13 protein-coding genes are annotated in these 15,345 nt (G+C 60.4%); 8 read left to right on the top strand and 5 right to left on the bottom strand.

Features of this window, described 5'->3' with window-relative positions; all coding sequences use genetic code 11:
* Nucleotides 1–7: 7 nt before the first annotated feature.
* Entirely contained in the window at nt 8–2,665 is a 2,658-nt protein-coding gene (gene pepN / locus K5K89_RS17390) for an aminopeptidase N (RefSeq protein ID WP_222539901.1), read from the top strand.
* A 52-nt stretch (nt 2,666–2,717) separates the two neighbouring features.
* On the opposite strand, the gene K5K89_RS17385 is transcribed toward pepN, so the two are convergent.
* Nucleotides 2,718–3,764, bottom strand: a complete 1,047-nt coding sequence (locus K5K89_RS17385; RefSeq protein ID WP_222539900.1) for an aldo/keto reductase — start codon at nt 3,762–3,764, stop codon at nt 2,718–2,720.
* Between the two features lie 162 nt (nt 3,765–3,926).
* Between K5K89_RS17385 and K5K89_RS17380 the strand changes: the two genes are divergently transcribed.
* The 4 genes from K5K89_RS17380 to K5K89_RS17365 all read left to right on the top strand — a co-directional run bounded on the left by K5K89_RS17380 (nt 3,927) and on the right by K5K89_RS17365 (nt 6,815).
* Entirely contained in the window at nt 3,927–4,643 is a 717-nt protein-coding gene (locus K5K89_RS17380) for a helix-turn-helix transcriptional regulator (RefSeq protein WP_071490656.1), read from the top strand.
* Nucleotides 4,644–4,695: 52 nt separating this feature from the next.
* Nucleotides 4,696–5,031, top strand: coding sequence for a nuclear transport factor 2 family protein (locus tag K5K89_RS17375; protein WP_222539899.1), 336 nt, complete (start codon nt 4,696–4,698; stop codon nt 5,029–5,031).
* A 15-nt stretch (nt 5,032–5,046) separates the two neighbouring features.
* Nucleotides 5,047–6,150, top strand: a complete 1,104-nt coding sequence (zapE, locus tag K5K89_RS17370; protein ID WP_222539898.1) for a cell division protein ZapE — start codon at nt 5,047–5,049, stop codon at nt 6,148–6,150.
* A gap of 173 nt (nt 6,151–6,323) precedes the next feature.
* On the top strand, nt 6,324–6,815 hold the full coding sequence (locus K5K89_RS17365) for a GNAT family N-acetyltransferase (RefSeq protein WP_222539897.1): 492 nt from the start codon (nt 6,324–6,326) through the stop codon (nt 6,813–6,815).
* An 89-nt stretch (nt 6,816–6,904) separates the two neighbouring features.
* Here the strand turns inward: K5K89_RS17365 and K5K89_RS17360 are convergent, their stop codons facing one another.
* The 4 genes from K5K89_RS17360 to K5K89_RS17345 all read right to left on the bottom strand — a co-directional run bounded on the left by K5K89_RS17360 (nt 6,905) and on the right by K5K89_RS17345 (nt 11,711).
* Nucleotides 6,905–7,126 (bottom strand): hypothetical protein, encoded by a 222-nt coding sequence (locus K5K89_RS17360; protein ID WP_071490652.1) that lies wholly within the window; start codon nt 7,124–7,126, stop codon nt 6,905–6,907.
* Between the two features lie 144 nt (nt 7,127–7,270).
* Nucleotides 7,271–9,499: a TonB-dependent siderophore receptor gene (locus K5K89_RS17355; protein ID WP_222539896.1), complete on the bottom strand. Its 2,229-nt coding sequence runs from the start codon at nt 9,497–9,499 to the stop codon at nt 7,271–7,273.
* A gap of 113 nt (nt 9,500–9,612) precedes the next feature.
* Nucleotides 9,613–11,370 (bottom strand): phosphoethanolamine transferase CptA, encoded by a 1,758-nt coding sequence (locus K5K89_RS17350; RefSeq protein WP_093127750.1) that lies wholly within the window; start codon nt 11,368–11,370, stop codon nt 9,613–9,615.
* 161 nt (nt 11,371–11,531) lie between these two features.
* Nucleotides 11,532–11,711, bottom strand: coding sequence for a DUF6026 family protein (locus tag K5K89_RS17345; protein ID WP_255337132.1), 180 nt, complete (start codon nt 11,709–11,711; stop codon nt 11,532–11,534).
* 270 nt (nt 11,712–11,981) lie between these two features.
* Between K5K89_RS17345 and gnd the strand changes: the two genes are divergently transcribed.
* Genes gnd through K5K89_RS17330 form a run of 3 tightly spaced genes read left to right on the top strand, consistent with a single transcriptional unit; the run spans nt 11,982 to nt 15,327 of the window.
* A complete protein-coding gene (gene gnd, locus K5K89_RS17340; protein ID WP_222539895.1) occupies nt 11,982–12,965 on the top strand; it encodes a phosphogluconate dehydrogenase (NAD(+)-dependent, decarboxylating) in 984 nt (327 codons plus the stop codon).
* A complete protein-coding gene (zwf, locus tag K5K89_RS17335) occupies nt 12,962–14,485 on the top strand; it encodes a glucose-6-phosphate dehydrogenase (protein WP_071490649.1) in 1,524 nt (507 codons plus the stop codon). The genes gnd and zwf overlap by 4 nt, the downstream gene beginning before the upstream one ends.
* The gene (locus tag K5K89_RS17330) at nt 14,482–15,327 is read left to right on the top strand and encodes a Cof-type HAD-IIB family hydrolase (protein WP_071490648.1); all 846 of its coding nucleotides are present in this window, start codon (nt 14,482–14,484) and stop codon (nt 15,325–15,327) included. Before zwf ends, K5K89_RS17330 begins: the two co-directional genes overlap by 4 nt.
* Nucleotides 15,328–15,345: the final 18 nt, after the last annotated feature.

The following is a 15,345-nucleotide window of genomic DNA, read 5'->3' as shown; positions in this document are numbered from 1 at the left end:
GCCACCCATGCGCACCGAACAACCGAAGATGATTTACCTCAAGGACTATCAGGCGCCGGACTACCTGATCGACGAGACCCACCTGACCTTCGAGTTGTTCGAGGACCACAGCCTGGTCCACGCGCAACTGGTGATGCGCCGCAATCCCGAGCGCGGCGCCGGTTTGCCGCCGTTGGTGCTGGACGGCCAGCAGCTGGAGCTGTTGAGCGTGAACCTGGCCGATCAGGCACTGAGCGCTGGTGACTACGAGCTGACCGACAGCCACCTGACGGTGCATCCGCAAAGCGCGACGTTTACCCTGGATACCACGGTAAAAATCCATCCGGAAACCAACACTGCCCTGGAAGGCCTGTACAAGTCCGGCAGCATGTTCTGCACCCAGTGCGAGGCCGAGGGCTTTCGCAAGATCACCTATTACCTCGATCGCCCGGATGTGATGAGCACCTTCACCACCACGGTGATCGCCGAGCATCACCGCTACCCGATTCTGCTGTCCAACGGCAACCCGATCGCCAGCGGTCCGGGTGAGGACGGCCGCCATTGGGCAACCTGGGAAGATCCGTTCAAGAAACCGGCTTACCTGTTCGCCCTGGTGGCCGGCGACCTGTGGTGTGTCGAAGATACCTTCACCACCATGACCGACCGCACCGTGGCGCTGCGCATCTACGTCGAGCCGGAAAACATCGACAAGTGCCAGCACGCCATGACCAGCCTGAAAAAGTCCATGCGCTGGGACGAAGAAACCTATGGCCGTGAGTACGACCTCGACATCTTCATGATCGTCGCGGTGAACGATTTCAACATGGGCGCCATGGAAAACAAGGGCCTCAACATCTTCAACTCCAGCGCCGTGCTGGCCCGTGCCGAAACTGCCTCCGACGCCGCGCACCAGCGGGTCGAGGCGATCGTTGCCCATGAATACTTCCATAACTGGTCGGGCAACCGCGTGACCTGCCGCGACTGGTTCCAGCTGTCGCTCAAGGAAGGCTTCACCGTTTACCGTGACTCGCAATTCTCCGCCGACATGAACTCGGCCACGGTCAAGCGCATCCAGGACGTGGCGTACCTGCGTACCCATCAGTTCGCCGAAGACGCCGGTCCGATGGCCCACGCGGTGCGCCCGGACAGCTTCATCGAGATCTCCAACTTCTACACCCTGACCGTGTACGAAAAGGGCTCGGAAGTGGTCGGCATGATCCACACCTTGCTCGGCGCCGAAGGCTTCCGCAAGGGCAGCGACCTGTACTTTGAACGCCATGACGGCCAGGCCGTGACCTGCGACGACTTCATCAAGGCCATGGAGGACGCCAACGGCGCCGACCTGACCCAGTTCAAGCGCTGGTACAGCCAGGCCGGTACGCCGCGCCTGGCTGTGAGCGAGTCCTACGATGCGGCGGCGAAAACCTACAGCCTGACCTTCCGCCAGAGCTGCCCGCAAACCCCGGACAAGGTGGAAAAACTGCCGTTCGTAATTCCGGTGGAGCTGGGCTTGCTGGACGGGAAGGGCGCTGGCATTGCCTTGCGCCTGGCCGGTGAGACGGCTGCGGGAGGCACGTCGCGGGTGATTTCGGTGACCGAGGCCGAGCAGACGTTTACCTTCGTTGATATCGCCGAACAGCCGTTGCCTTCGCTGCTGCGCGGGTTCTCGGCGCCGGTGAAGCTGAGCTTCCCGTACAGCCGCGACCAACTGATGTTCCTGATGCAGCATGACAGTGACGGTTTCAACCGTTGGGACGCCGGCCAGCAGTTGTCGGTGCAGGTGCTGCAGGAGTTGATTGAGCAGCATCAACAGGGCCAGGCCTTGAAGATGGATCAGCGCTTGATCACTGCGCTGCGCAGCGTGCTGAGTGATGAAAGCCTGGATCAGGCGATGGTCGCGGAAATGCTGTCGTTGCCGGGTGAAGCCTACCTGACTGAAATCAGCGACGTGGCGGATGTGGATGCCATCCATGCCGCCCGTGAGTTTGCGCGCAAGCAACTGGCGGACAACCTGCACGAGGCGCTGTGGTTGCGTTACCAGGCCAATCGCGAGCTGTCCAGACAAACGCCGTACGTGGCGGCCGCCGAGCACTTTGCCCGTCGCGCGTTGCAGAACATCGCGCTGTCGTACCTGATGCTCAGCGGTAAGCCAGAAGTGTTGGCGGCGACCATCGAGCAATTCGACACTGCCGACAACATGACCGAGCGCCTGACCGCGCTGGCGGTGCTGGTGAATTCGCCGTTCGAGGCGGAGAAAGCACAGGCGTTGGCGGTGTTTGCCGAGAACTTCAAGGACAACCCGCTGGTCATGGACCAGTGGTTCAGCGTGCAGGCTGGCAGCACGTTGCCGGGCGGGCTGGCGCGGGTCAAGGCGTTGATGGAGCACCCGGCGTTCACGCTCAAGAACCCTAACAAGGTACGCGCCTTGATCGGTGCCTTTGCCGGGCAGAACCTGATCAACTTCCACGCGGCGGACGGTTCGGGCTATCGCTTCCTGGCGGACCTGGTGATCCAGTTGAATGGCTTGAACCCGCAGATCGCTTCGCGCCAGTTGGCGCCGCTGACCCGCTGGCGCAAATACGACAGCGCGCGCCAGGCGCTGATGAAAGCCGAGCTGGAGCGCATTCTGGCGTCCGGTGAGTTGTCGAGTGATGTGTTCGAGGTGGTCAGTAAGAGCCTTGCCTGAGTTGCATCATTGAATAAAAAACGGCCTGTTCGACAGGCCGTTTTTTTTCGCCTCAGATAACCGGTGGTCGCGGGGTGTCCAGGCCGTTATCGACGGGGAAGCGCTCTGCGATGATCCCGTGCGGCACGCCCAGCGGGATGGCACTGGCGGTGTCAAGACGGGTGATTTGCTCGGCCGACAGATGCACATTCAACGCGCCAAGGGTGCTGTCCAGCTGGGCGCGGGTGCGCGAACCCAGGATCGGGACCAGCGCGGTGGTCGAGCGCCGGGCCTTGTCCCGCAGCCAGGCGATGGCGACGTGGGTCGGTGTGGCGTCGGTTTCACCGGCAACCGCCAGCAGCGTATCGAGCACTGCGGTTTCACGCGCAGTGTGTTCGGCGTGCACCAGGATCCCGAGTTTGTTGGCGCGGTTGTCGTCCTGGGTGTTGCGGTACTTGCCGGTCAGGAAGCCACCGCCCAGGGGCGACCATAGCGTGGCGGCCAGCCCCAATGCTTCGGCCATTGGCAGCAGCTCGCGGTCGGCGCTGCGCTCGACCAGGCTGTATTCCACCTGGATGCCGATGATCGGCGCGAAACTGCGTACCTCGGCCAACAGGTCGGCGCGGGCAATGCGCCAGGCGGGGAAGTTGGACAGGCCGGCGTAGTGGATCTTGCCGGCGCGCACCAGATCATCGAGACCGCGCAGGATCTCTTCCATGGGCGTGACGTTGTCGCTCATGTGTGCCCAGAGCAGGTCGATGCGTTCGGTGTTCAGGCGCTTGAGGCTTTCTTCCACCGAGCGCACCAGGTTCTTGCGGTTGTTACCGAGCCGGATCGTGCCTTCATCGGACGGTTCGGTGCGCAGGGTGTACTTGGTGGCCACCACCAGGTTGTCGCGTTCCGAGGCGATAAATTCCCCCAGTAGCTTTTCGGCCTGACCGAACTGGTAGCCATTGGCGGTATCGAGGAAATTGCCCCCGGCTTCGAGGTACCCGTCAAAAATCGCCTTGGCTTCGTCGCGTTCGGCGCCATGGCCCCAGCCCGTACCGAAATTACCGGTGCCCAAGGCCAGTTCGGATACCTGCAGGCCGCTGCGGCGGCCAAAGACTTTATTGCGCATACAAGGACTCCTGAGGCAGTGATTTTCTTACATGTTTAGTAACATGTATTTAATATGATCTTGGTAATGTATTCGGTCAAGGTGGGCTTTTTTACTGCTGACGTTTTCTGACAGGGGGCTCTGTTAAGCTGCGTCACTTTTCTATTCTCGGCAGGCGTTCCTGTGTCGCGAACCACTCGTCTACTGACTTTGCTCCAGGCCCTGCGGGGCAAGAAACGTCCCGTGACCGCTGCCGTGCTGGCGGCGCAGTTGGAGGTGTCCGAGCGCACGCTTTATCGCGATATCGCCGAATTGACTGCCTTGGGCGCGCCGATTTTTGGTGAGGCGGGGGTAGGGTATGTGTTGCGCAGTGGCTTGTTTCTGCCACCCTTGATGTTGAACGCCGAGGAAACCGAAGCCATCGTGCTCGGCCTGCGTTATGTCGACCAGCGTGGCGACGAGGTGCTCAGTCGCGCCGCGGCCAATGCCCTGGCGAAGATCGCCGATGTACTCGATCCCGCCGCCCAGGAAGCCTTGCGCAACCCGACACTGCTGCCTGGCCCGCCGGGGTTTGGTTACCCGGAAAACCGCGTGTCGCTCGATGTGTTTCGCGAGGCCATTCGCAACCAGGCCAAGCTGCAGATCGATTACGCCGACGCCAGCCAGACCCAGAGCCAACGGCTGATCTGGCCCCTGGCCCTGGGCTTTCTGAATGAAGTACGGGTGATCGTGGCCTGGTGTGAGTTGCGCGGAGCCTATCGCACCTTTCGCACCGACCGCGTGGCGAGTGCCGAGGTGCCTGGTGAACGTTACCCGGGCCGGCGCAGCGATTGGCTGCGGGCCTGGCGCAAGCTGATGGAACAGAATGAATCCGGTCCCTTCACTCCTGACAAAAACTGACACGACCCTGGCTTAGCATGGCACTACAAATCACCAAGAAAGGAGCTGTGCCATGTCTATCCCTGAGTTGGCGCCGGCCATCGTGGCCTATATCGCAGCGGCCAATACCCGTGACACCTCGGCTATCGCCCAGTGTTTTGCCGAGGATGCCAATGTGTTCGATGAAGGCCAGCACCAGGTGGGCGCCGCCGCCATTGCACGCTGGATGGAAGACACCGGGCGTCGTTATCAGCCGCGGGTCGAAGTGCTCAAGGTGCAACACCGTACCGGCAAGGTGTTGGTCAGCAATATCGTGTCCGGCAATTTTCCGGGCAGCCCATTGGAGCTGCGCTACACCTTTCGCTTGAACGAGCAGGGCAACATTTCGCGGCTGGATATTTCGCTGTAGTTCATACTGGCGGGCATGACTTTCGACACGCCCCTCGCTGCCTACCAACACGCCGTTGCCCAACAGGGTTTCGTCGCCGACGCTGCCCAGCGCCGCGCGGTGGACGCTCTGCAAGCCTGCCACGAAGCCCTGCACCACGGCCATGCGCCGATCACTGGCGTGTACCTGTGGGGCCCGGTGGGGCGGGGCAAGACCTGGCTGATGGACCAGTTCTATCAAAGCCTGCGAGTGCCCGCGCGGCGCCAGCATTTCCATCACTTCATGCAGTGGGTGCATCAGCGTCTGTTCCAACTGACCGGCACCCACGATCCCTTGCAGGCCCTGGCCCGGGAACTGAGCCAGGCAGTGCGTGTGCTGTGCTTCGACGAATTGTTCGTCAATGACATCGGTGACGCGATTATCCTGGGGCGGCTGTTCCAGGTGATGTTCGAAGAAGGCGTCGTGATGGTCTGCACCTCCAACCAACCACCTGACCAGCTGTATGCCGATGGCTTCAACCGCGAGCGCTTTTTGCCGGGCATTGCAGCGATCAAGCAGCACATGCATGTGGTTGCGGTGGATGGGGGAGAGGATCACCGGTTGCATCCGGGTGTAGGACTCCAGCGCTACTGGGTCAATCAACCCGAAGCGCTGGCGTGCGTGTTCCAGCGCTTGGCCCAGGGCGAGCCAACCCGCAGCGGGCCGATTGTCGTGGGGCATCGCGCCATCGTCGCCGTGCAGTCCAGCGACACCGTGCTCTGGTGCCGTTACGCCGACCTGTGCGAACAACCGCTGGCGGCCATGGATTTCATGCTGCTGTGCGATCGCTTCAAGGCCATCCTGATTGGCGAAGTCCCCAACCTCAGCGCGCAACAGCGTCCTGGCCGGATTGCCCGTGGCACCGAGGATGGCGTTCAGCGTGTAGTGGCCGGCGACCGTGAGTTGCCGGCGCTGTCGGTGCACGATGACAGCGTGCGTCGGTTTATCGCCCTGGTGGATGAGTGCTACGACCGTAAAGTACCGCTGTTCATCGAGGCCCAGGTGCCGCTGGAGCGACTTTATACCGAGGGCTACCTGGCGTTTCCCTTTCGCAGGACACTCAGCCGCCTGCAAGAAATGCAGTTGCAGCGTTTCGGCTGACGCCCGTACGAAAAAATCCAGGAATCGTCTGATTGCGCTTTTTCAACCACGCAACGTTCGCGTATTCATGCGCATATTTGTAGTTAATCTCCTTCATCTGGCGCTCGCTCCACGCTTACAATCGTGCCCCTCACAGGGAGCCGAATCCCTTGTAATCGTGATCGAGGAAGGACATGGACACCCCAGACATCCTGGTGCTGCAAGCCAGCTACACCAACCCCGTGCATGCCGACGCCATCGGCCGCGTGCTCAACCATTACGCTGAGGACCCGATGGGCGGTGGTCACAGCCTGCCCGCCGACCTCCTGGAGCAACTGCCGGGCGAGCTGGCCAAACGGCCCCATGCGTTCAGCGTGCTGGCGTTTGTGGGGGGAGAACCGGCGGGTCTGGTCAATTGTTTTGAAGGGTTTTCCACGTTTGCCTGCCGTCCTTTGGTCAATGTCCACGACGTGGTGGTGATGGATGCATTCCGTGGTTTGGGGCTGAGCCAGAAAATGCTGCAAAAGGTCGAGGAAATCGCCCGTCAGCGTGGCTGCTGCAAGATCACCCTGGAGGTACTGGAGGGTAATGCGGTGGCTCAAGCGGCGTATCGCAAGTTTGGTTTTGATGACTCGAAGTTTGACCCGGCCCACGGGCGCATGTTGTTCTGGAAAAAACCGCTTTAATAAATAACAGGCAAAAAAAGGCGCCATTGAATGGCGCCAAAGTTGACCTTGGCCAAAGGAGCGGGATGGCAAAGGGTATTACGGTTACATCAAGTGTTTGGTTGTTGCTCGGCAGCGGACTTGTCAGCGGTTTCTTTCTTCACGCTCTTTCCATCGGCCAGCGCGGTTTGTTCAGCGGTGCCGTGGGTTTGTTGCTGCACGAAGGTAAAGTCCTTGTAGAACGCCTTGGAACGCTCCGAGCCACCTTCGGCAAAGGCGGCGGCGGAGGTCAGGGTCATCAGGCTGGCAAGTATCAGGGTAGAGAGTTTCATGGCAGTGTTTCCGGTAAGTGTGATCGGTATCCGCTCTGTCCTTGATCAGATTCATGGGGCGAGTGTGGAGGGAGTTTATTAAGTAGGAATTAACGCCAGAAAAACCAAAAGCTAACAATTTCGTTAACTTTTGGTTAAAAAAACCTACAGCTTCCAGTCCAATGCCAAGGTGATCGAGCGTGGGTCACCCCAATACACGCCGTTATAAAAACCAACGCGCTCGTAATACTTTTTATCAAATAGATTGTTGACGTTAAGCGATGCCGTAACATGTTCGTCGAACTGGTAGCGGGACATCAGGTTGACCACGCTGTAGGCCTGCTGAGTGATCTTTGCCCGTGTGGTGATTCGATTTCCCTCGCTGTCACTGGCCCCCGTTGGCCGGTTGCCGAATTCATGGATATCGCTCTGCCAGTTCACGGCACCGCCTACCGTCAGGTTGCGCCATGCACCGGGTAAGCGGTAGGCACTGGAAACCTTCAGCAGGTTTAGCGGTTGGCCGGTGTTGTTGCGTTTGTCCGTGCCATTCACCGAGTGGGTATAGGTGTAGCCGGCCGTGAGGTTCCAGTCCGGCATCACCTCGCCGGCCACCTCGAGCTCGAAGCCGCTCACTTTGTTACCCTTGCCGCCTGACTTGTAGTACTCCTCGCCCGTGATCGGGTTCGGCGGTACGGAGTCATCCCGTTCCGCGACGTTGTCCTGCTTGCTCCAGAAATAGGCGGCCGCTACGTTCAAGCGCTCCTGCAACAAGCTCCCCTTGAGCCCCACTTCATAGTTGCTGCCCACCACGGGCTCCAGGTATTTGTTGCTGACGTCCTTGAGGCTCTGCGGCTTGAAGATGTCGGTGTAGCTGGCGTAGACGGTGTACTCCGGGGTGATGTCGTAGAGCAGCCCGGCGTAGGGCGTCCACATATCATTGTGGGTCTGGCGGGTCTTGTTGGCCCTGAGCAATTGGTCATTGGCCGTGTATTCAGGCGCCGCGCTTTCCAGCTCCCAGCTGCCATAACGGCTGCCGAGTACCGCATGCAGGCGCTCGGTCAGGCTCAGGCGCGTGGCCAGGTAGCCGGCTTTCTGTTGCTTGCTGCTGTGCTCACCCTTGAGGCCGGTCACGGTGTCGGGAAACTTGCCGATCCCGCCCATGTATTTCCAGTCTTCGATGCTGTAGTAGCCGTCCGGGATGTTGTCGCGCATTACCGGCGAGACGTCCCGCTGTGTGGCTTCGCCATAACCCATCATCAGTTCATGTTCACGGCCCAGCAGCGCATAGCTGCCAGCCAGGTTCAGGTCAATCGCCTCCATTCTCGAGGTGCCGCGCATATGGCTGGCCCAGGCCATCATGCCGCTGCGGTCGTCGTTGGGGAAACCTGCGCCGCCGTAGTACACCTTGCCATCCGTGTCGCTCTGGCGATGGGTGTAGGCCGCCTTCAAGTGCCAGTCGCCGCCCAGGTGGTGGTCGAGGCTGGCAAAGGTGGTCTTGTCGGTCAGCGGCCAGGAACTCCAGTGCGCTGCCATATTGGTGGAACGTGACAGTCCGGCCTTGCCACCCTGACTGTTCCAGTAGGGCACGGTGCCCCAGGAAGTGCCCTGTACCTGTTTGTCCTGGTAATCAAAACCGACCGCCAGCACGGTGTCGTCCGACAGGTCGCCTTCAAGGATGCCGTAGCCGACTGCCCGCTGCAGCGCGTAGTTGTCACGGAAGGATTGGCTGTCGCGATAGGCCAGCACTGTACGCCCGCGCAGCTTGCCGTCGTACGCCAACGGGCCGCCGACATCCACGAAACTGTAGTAGTTGTCATGGCTGCCACCGCTCACCCCGGTTTTCGCCTGCCACTGGGCGGTGGGGCGCTTGCGCACCATATTGACCGTGGCCGAGGGGTCACCGGCGCCGGTGGTCAAGCCGGTAGCACCGCGAACCACCTCGATGCGGTCGTAGATGATGGTGTCGGAATCGGACTTCATGTAGCCGAACGTGTTGAGCATCCCATCGATCTGGAAGTTGTTGATGCCGTAGCCACGAGAGGAATAGGACACGCGGTCGGAGTCGTTGTGCTGGACGTTGACCCCGGTGGTCTGGCGCAGCACTTCGGTCAAGGTATTGAGATTGAAATCATCCATCTGCTGGCGAGTGATCACCGAGATCGATTGCGGGGTTTCCTTGACCGACAGGTTCAGCCGCGTGGCGGTGCTCATCGAGCCGGTGGTGTAGGCCCCGGTGTGTTCGGTGGTGGCACCCAGGCCTTCGGCGGTGATGCTGGTGGCCCGCAGCTCGAGGGCTTTGTTTTCGGGGTCGGTTTCAGCCAGTAGATCGGGGCTTGCCACCACGCTGAAGAGGCCGATGGTAAGCGTCATGGAACGGGTGAAAGGCGCGAACATCGCGGAAGACTCCTTGTCGTCTTTGCGGCCTTTCCGGTCGGAATGGCCTTGGTTCAAAGACGAAAGGAGAGGGGGATCTTTAGGCTTAAACGAGAATGATTGTTATCTTTCTGTTACAAGGCCGGTTTTTCCTGGAGCACCACGTCGGTCGGGCTGGCCTTTTTCGGCTTGATCAGACTGAAGTCGATCAGGGGCTTCTGTTGGCGCTCGTAAGGGTTGCCAATCATCCGTGGGCGCGGCGTGAAGCTGTCACTCACCAGGCTTTTTGTACGGTCGAGTTCATTGAAGCTAAGACCGGCCATATCAGCCCAGGTGTGAATCAACTGCGAGCTGGAGTAGGGCCGTTGCAAGTCACCGGCGAAGCTCCAGTCGTGGGTTTCGCGCCATTTCGGTGAGGCATAGGCCATGAACGGAATGGTGTACATCGGCGCTGTCGGCTTGCCTTCGTTACGTCCCAGGGTGGTGTGGCCAATCGAGTCGAAGACATCCTCGCCATGGTCCGACAGGTACAGCAGGAAGCCGTTGGGATCGGTCTTGGCGTAGTCCTTGATCAGGCTCGACACCACGAAGTCGTTGTACAGCACTGCATTGTCATAGCTGTTGTAGGTCGGCAACTGATCGTCGCTGATGCCCGCCGGTACGCCCTGGCGGTCGGTGAATTTGTCGAAGGTCGGCGGGTAGCGATACTGGTAGCTCATGTGGGTGCCCAGCAAGTGCACCACAATGAACTTGCGCTCGGCCGGATCGGCCAGGGCCTTGGAAAACGGCGCCAGCACGTCGCCGTCGTATTGGCGGGCGTTCTGGTTGCGGTTGTTGTTCAGGTACACCTGTTCGTCGGCCTGTTCGGAAAAGGTCGTGAGCATGGTGTTGCGCTTGGTCATGGTCTGCTGGTTGGTGATCCAGTAGGTCTTGTAGCCGGCCTGTTTCATTACGCTGACGATGGACGGCGTCTTGAGGTAAAGGTCCGGGTTTTCTTCGTCGGCGAAGGTCAGCACCTGTTGCAGCGCCTCGATGGTGTAGGGCCGCGGGGTAATGACGTTGTCGAACACCGCCAGTTGGTCGCGCAGTTTGTCCAGCTCCGGCGTGGTGTTGCGCGGGTAGCCGTAGAGGCTCATGCGCTGGCGGTTGGTGGACTCGCCGATCACCAGCACCAGGGTCGAAGGTTGGCCGGCCATGGTGTCCTTGAGGTTGGTCAGGGGCGGGATCTGGCTGGCGCTGTCGAGCATGCCTTGCATGTTGTCCAACTGCTCGGTGTAGCGGCGGTAGGCGACGATCATCTGCCACGGCACCGCTGGTTCAATACGGGTTTCAAAACGATCGATGGCTTGTTCCATGTTGTCGCTGGTGGCGATCTGCTTGACCAGCGGATAACCCACCACCGCCAGCACAATCGCTGCCGCCGCCAGTATCGACTGGCCACGAGGCAGGTAGACCGGGCGCAGCCGCGTCCACAGGAATACCGCGAAGGCGGTATGGGCGATGAACGCCAGCACGATCCACCAGGCAAAATACTGGGTGGCGTATTCGCCGGCTTCCGAGATGTTCGACTCGAACATGATGAAGATGACGCTTTGGGAGAATTCCTGCTGGTAGATGAAGAAATAACCCAGGCTGGCCATGGAGCACGCCCACAGTACTGCGCCGATCAAGGCGGCGAGCAGTCGTGTACGGCTGGGGAACAACAGCATGGGCGCAAGCCACAGCGCACTCATGAAAAACGCTTGGCGAAAACCACTGAAACCGGAAGTTCCGGTCAGCTGGATCAGCAGTTGGGTAATGCCCGAGAAGTACCAGAAAAACAAGAACAGCCAGCCAAGGCCAGCCCAATCAAAGCCTTTCGCAGACGTGGTGCTGCGTTTGAACATCGCCATCCAGCGCTCCAACCCGATGATTTTCCAGTTGACGCGCAGGGCTGCACGCAACGGAGGCCACCCTTGCATGGGGTGGCCCTTGGGGGCTGGAGTATCGGGAGAGGCATGTGAAAACTTTGTGAGATTTTTGTAGCGGTTATCTTACAAAGCGATGACGCGGCTCAGCAGAGCGCGGGTTGCGCACCGGCGGGCTGGTCCAATTGGGCCTGGATGATATGGGCACGCAGGCGCAGGACTTCCTGCTGCAGCTGTTCGCGCTCGTCTTTCAACTGGCGCAACTCGTCGCGACGGATAGTGACGTAGAGGGTCTGTGGCGGACGTGTCATCTGTGCAGTGCTCATTGCTTACCTCGCAAATAGCCGGTGTGTCGCGGTGTGCCAGAACGCTTGAGTCGAGGTTCTCGGCAGCAGTCGGAGACAATTCTGAATTCTTTTTGCGGGCAATGGAACTTTTTTATTTTTGATGGTCGTGTGACTTTTTGTGCCGTGATGCTGAAACGATGGCAACTTTTTTCCATGAAACTAGCGGTATCCGCGCTGGACTAACCCTCATTAGCCGCATTGCGCTATAAACTATGTCACACATTTTTTAGTAGTTAGGAGCATCAGCACATGCAACTGGGGATTATCGGACTAGGCCGCATGGGCGGGAATATTGCACGGCGCCTGATGCTCAATGGGCATACCACCGTTGTTTACGACCGTAACGAAACATTTGTAAAAGGCCTGAGCGCAGAGGGCGCCACCGGCGTTTCCGACCTCAAGGCGCTGGTTGATGGGCTGCAAAAGCCGCGCACCGTGTGGGTCATGTTGCCGGCGGGCGCGCCCACCGAAGACACCATCAACGCATTGAGCACGCTGCTCGAAGACGGTGATGCAATCATCGACGGCGGCAACACCAACTACAAGGACGACGTGCGCCGGGCCAAGGCCCTGGCGGAAAAGGGCCTGCACTATGTCGACGTCGGCACCTCCGGCGGCGTGTGGGGTCTGGAGCGTGGCTATTGCATGATGATCGGTGGCGACGCCGAGACCGTGCAGCGTCTTGATCCTATCTTCAAGAGCCTGGCCCCGGGCCTGGGCAATATCCCGCGTACCAAGGACCGTTCCTCCAGCGCCGACCCGCGTGCCGAGCAGGGTTACATTCATGCAGGCCCCGCCGGTTCCGGGCACTTCGTCAAGATGATCCATAACGGCATCGAGTACGGGATGATGCAGGCGTTTGCCGAAGGCTTCGACATTCTCAAGACCAAGAACTCGGAAAACCTGCCCGAAGACCAGCGTTTCGACCTGAATGTCGCCGACATCGCCGAAGTCTGGCGCCGTGGCAGTGTGGTCTCGTCCTGGCTGCTGGACCTGACCGCCGATGCCCTGGCCACCGACCCGAAACTCGACGGTTACTCGGGCTCCGTGGCCGACAGTGGCGAAGGCCGCTGGACCATCGAAGCCGCCATGGAACAAGCTGTGCCGGTGCCAGTGTTGTCCACTTCGCTGTTCGCCCGCTTCCGTTCGCGCCAGCAGAGCACTTACGGTGACAAAATGCTCTCTGCCATGCGCTTCGGCTTTGGTGGTCACGTGGAGACTTCCAAAAAATGACCGCCAACGGCAAGAAACCCAAGGCCGAACCCGCTCCGCCCACCACCCTGTTTCTGTTTGGTGCCCATGGTGACCTGGTAAAGCGCCTGCTGATGCCGGCGCTGTACAACCTCAGCCGTGACGGCCTGCTGGGCGATGGCTTGCGCATTGTCGGCGTGGACCACAACGCCATCAGCGATGCCGACTTCGCCAAGAAACTCGAAGACTTCATCCGCACCGAAGCGGCGAGCAAGGTCAAGGGCAATGCCGACAACGCATTGGACCCCGCCTTGTGGGCGCAGTTGGCCAAGGGCATCAGCTACGTCGAGGGCGACTTCCTCGACGACAGCACCTACGCCGACATCGGCCGCAAGATTGCCGACAGCGGTACCGGCAACGCGGTGTTCTACCTGGCCACCGCGCCGCGCTTCTTCAGTGAAGTGGTGCAACGCCTGGGCAGTGCAGGCCTGTTGACGGAAACCGACGACAGCTTCCGTCGCGTGGTCATCGAAAAGCCCTTCGGCTCCGACCTGGCCACCGCCGAGGCGCTGAACGCGAGCCTGCTCAAGGTGATGAGCGAGAAGCAGATCTATCGCATCGACCATTACCTGGGCAAGGAAACGGTGCAGAACATCCTGATCAGCCGTTTCTCCAACGTGCTGTTCGAAGCGTTCTGGAACAACCATTACATCGACCACGTGCAAATCACCGCCGCCGAAACCGTCGGCGTTGAAACCCGGGGCAACTTCTTCGAAAAGACCGGTACCCTGCGCGACATGGTGCCCAACCACCTGTTCCAGTTGCTGGCGATGGTGGCCATGGAGCCGCCCGCAGCCTTTGGTGCCGATGCGGTACGCGGTGAAAAGGCCAAGGTGATCGGTGCTGTGCGCCCCTGGTCCCTGGAGGATGCGCGGGCCAACTCGGTACGCGGGCAGTACACCGCCGGCGAAATCGGCGGCAAGCCACTGCCGGGCTACCGTGAAGAAGCCAACGTTGCGCCTGACAGCAGCACCGAGACCTTCGTCGCCCTCAAAGTGATGATCGACAACTGGCGCTGGGTCGGCGTGCCGTTCTACCTGCGCACCGGCAAGCGCATGAGCGTGCGCGACACTGAAATCGTGATCTGCTTCAAGCCGGCCCCGTATGCGCAGTTCCGTGACACCGAAGTCGACGAACTCAAGCCCACCTACCTGAAAATCCAGATCCAGCCGAACGAAGGCATGTGGTTCGACCTGTTGGCGAAGAAGCCCGGGCCAACCCTGGACATGGCCAATATCCAGTTGGGTTTCGCCTACAAGGACTTCTTTGAAATGCAACCGTCGACCGGGTACGAAACCCTGATCTATGACTGCATGACCGGCGACCAGACTTTGTTCCAGCGTGCCGATAACATCGAAAATGGCTGGCGCGCCGTGCAGCCGTTTCTTGATGCCTGGAAGGAAGACGACGGCATCCAGGCCTACAAGGCCGGTGAAGACGGCCCGGCCGCCGCCGACGCGCTCCTGGCCCGCGATGGCCGCACCTGGCACCGCCTCGGATGAGTGATGCAGCGATTCATCCCATCCGTTTTATCCTCAGTGACGTGGACGGTACCTTGCTCCACCCCGACCACAGCCTCAGCCAGCGCACCGTCGATACGGTGCATGCGCTGCGTGACGCCGGGGTGTTCTTCAGCCTGGCCAGCGGGCGTCCGCCCAAGGCCATGCTGCATCTGATCGAAACGTTCGGTATCGATGTGCCAGTGGCAGGCTTCAACGGTGGCACGCTGATCAACCCCGATGGCAGCATTCTGGTTGCCCACCATTTGCCGGCGGAAGCGGCGCTGGTCACCCTGGCGCTGTTTTCCGGCGAGCCGGACGTGGAAGTGTGGGTGTTTGCCGATGGTGACTGGCTGCGCCGCGACCCGCCCGGGCCGATGGTGCAGCGCGAAGCCGATGGCCTGGGCTACGGGCCGGTGGTGGTGGAGAGTTTCGAGCCCTACCTCGATCGCATCGACAAGATCGTCGCCGCGAGCAACAACACCCAGCGGTTGGTCGAGCTGGAAGCACAGTTGCAGCCCAAGGTACAGGGGCTGGCCCAGGTGTCGCGTTCGCAACCGGTTTACCTGGATGTGACGGCGATGCTGGCCAACAAGGGCGAAGCCTTGAAGGCCCTGGCCGCACACCTGGGTATATCGCTGGAGCAGACTGCGGCGATCGGCGATGGCGGTAACGACCCGGCGATGTTCCAGGTGGCCGGGTTGTCGATTGCCATGGGGCAGGCGGAAGAAAGCGTCAAGCGCCAGGCCAGTGTGGTCACCGGCAGTAACGTCGAGGAGGGGGCTGCCGAGGCGATCGAGCGGTTTATCCTGGCGGGCTGCAAAGGCACCGACGTCGTGCGATAGACAGATACAGCAATGAGG

The organism is Pseudomonas sp. DR208, from assembly GCF_019823005.1.
Lineage (GTDB): Bacteria > Pseudomonadota > Gammaproteobacteria > Pseudomonadales > Pseudomonadaceae > Aquipseudomonas > Aquipseudomonas extremorientalis.
This window is presented reverse-complemented; position numbering and strand designations above follow the sequence as displayed.

Excerpts from the sequence above, each read along its gene's own strand:
- pepN (WP_222539901.1), top strand. The coding sequence starts at position 8 with ATGCGCACCGAACAACCGAAGATGATTTACCTCAAGGACTATCAGGCG.
- K5K89_RS17385 (WP_222539900.1), bottom strand. The coding sequence starts at position 3,764 with ATGCGCAATAAAGTCTTTGGCCGCCGCAGCGGCCTGCAGGTATCCGAA.
- K5K89_RS17375 (WP_222539899.1), top strand. The coding sequence starts at position 4,696 with ATGTCTATCCCTGAGTTGGCGCCGGCCATCGTGGCCTATATCGCAGCG.
- zapE (WP_222539898.1), top strand. The coding sequence starts at position 5,047 with ATGACTTTCGACACGCCCCTCGCTGCCTACCAACACGCCGTTGCCCAA.
- K5K89_RS17365 (WP_222539897.1), top strand. The coding sequence starts at position 6,324 with ATGGACACCCCAGACATCCTGGTGCTGCAAGCCAGCTACACCAACCCC.
- K5K89_RS17360 (WP_071490652.1), bottom strand. The coding sequence starts at position 7,126 with ATGAAACTCTCTACCCTGATACTTGCCAGCCTGATGACCCTGACCTCC.
- K5K89_RS17355 (WP_222539896.1), bottom strand. The coding sequence starts at position 9,499 with ATGTTCGCGCCTTTCACCCGTTCCATGACGCTTACCATCGGCCTCTTC.
- K5K89_RS17350 (WP_093127750.1), bottom strand. The coding sequence starts at position 11,370 with ATGGCGATGTTCAAACGCAGCACCACGTCTGCGAAAGGCTTTGATTGG.
- K5K89_RS17345 (WP_255337132.1), bottom strand. The coding sequence starts at position 11,711 with ATGAGCACTGCACAGATGACACGTCCGCCACAGACCCTCTACGTCACT.
- gnd (WP_222539895.1), top strand. The coding sequence starts at position 11,982 with ATGCAACTGGGGATTATCGGACTAGGCCGCATGGGCGGGAATATTGCA.
- zwf (WP_071490649.1), top strand. The coding sequence starts at position 12,962 with ATGACCGCCAACGGCAAGAAACCCAAGGCCGAACCCGCTCCGCCCACC.
- K5K89_RS17330 (WP_071490648.1), top strand. The coding sequence starts at position 14,482 with ATGAGTGATGCAGCGATTCATCCCATCCGTTTTATCCTCAGTGACGTG.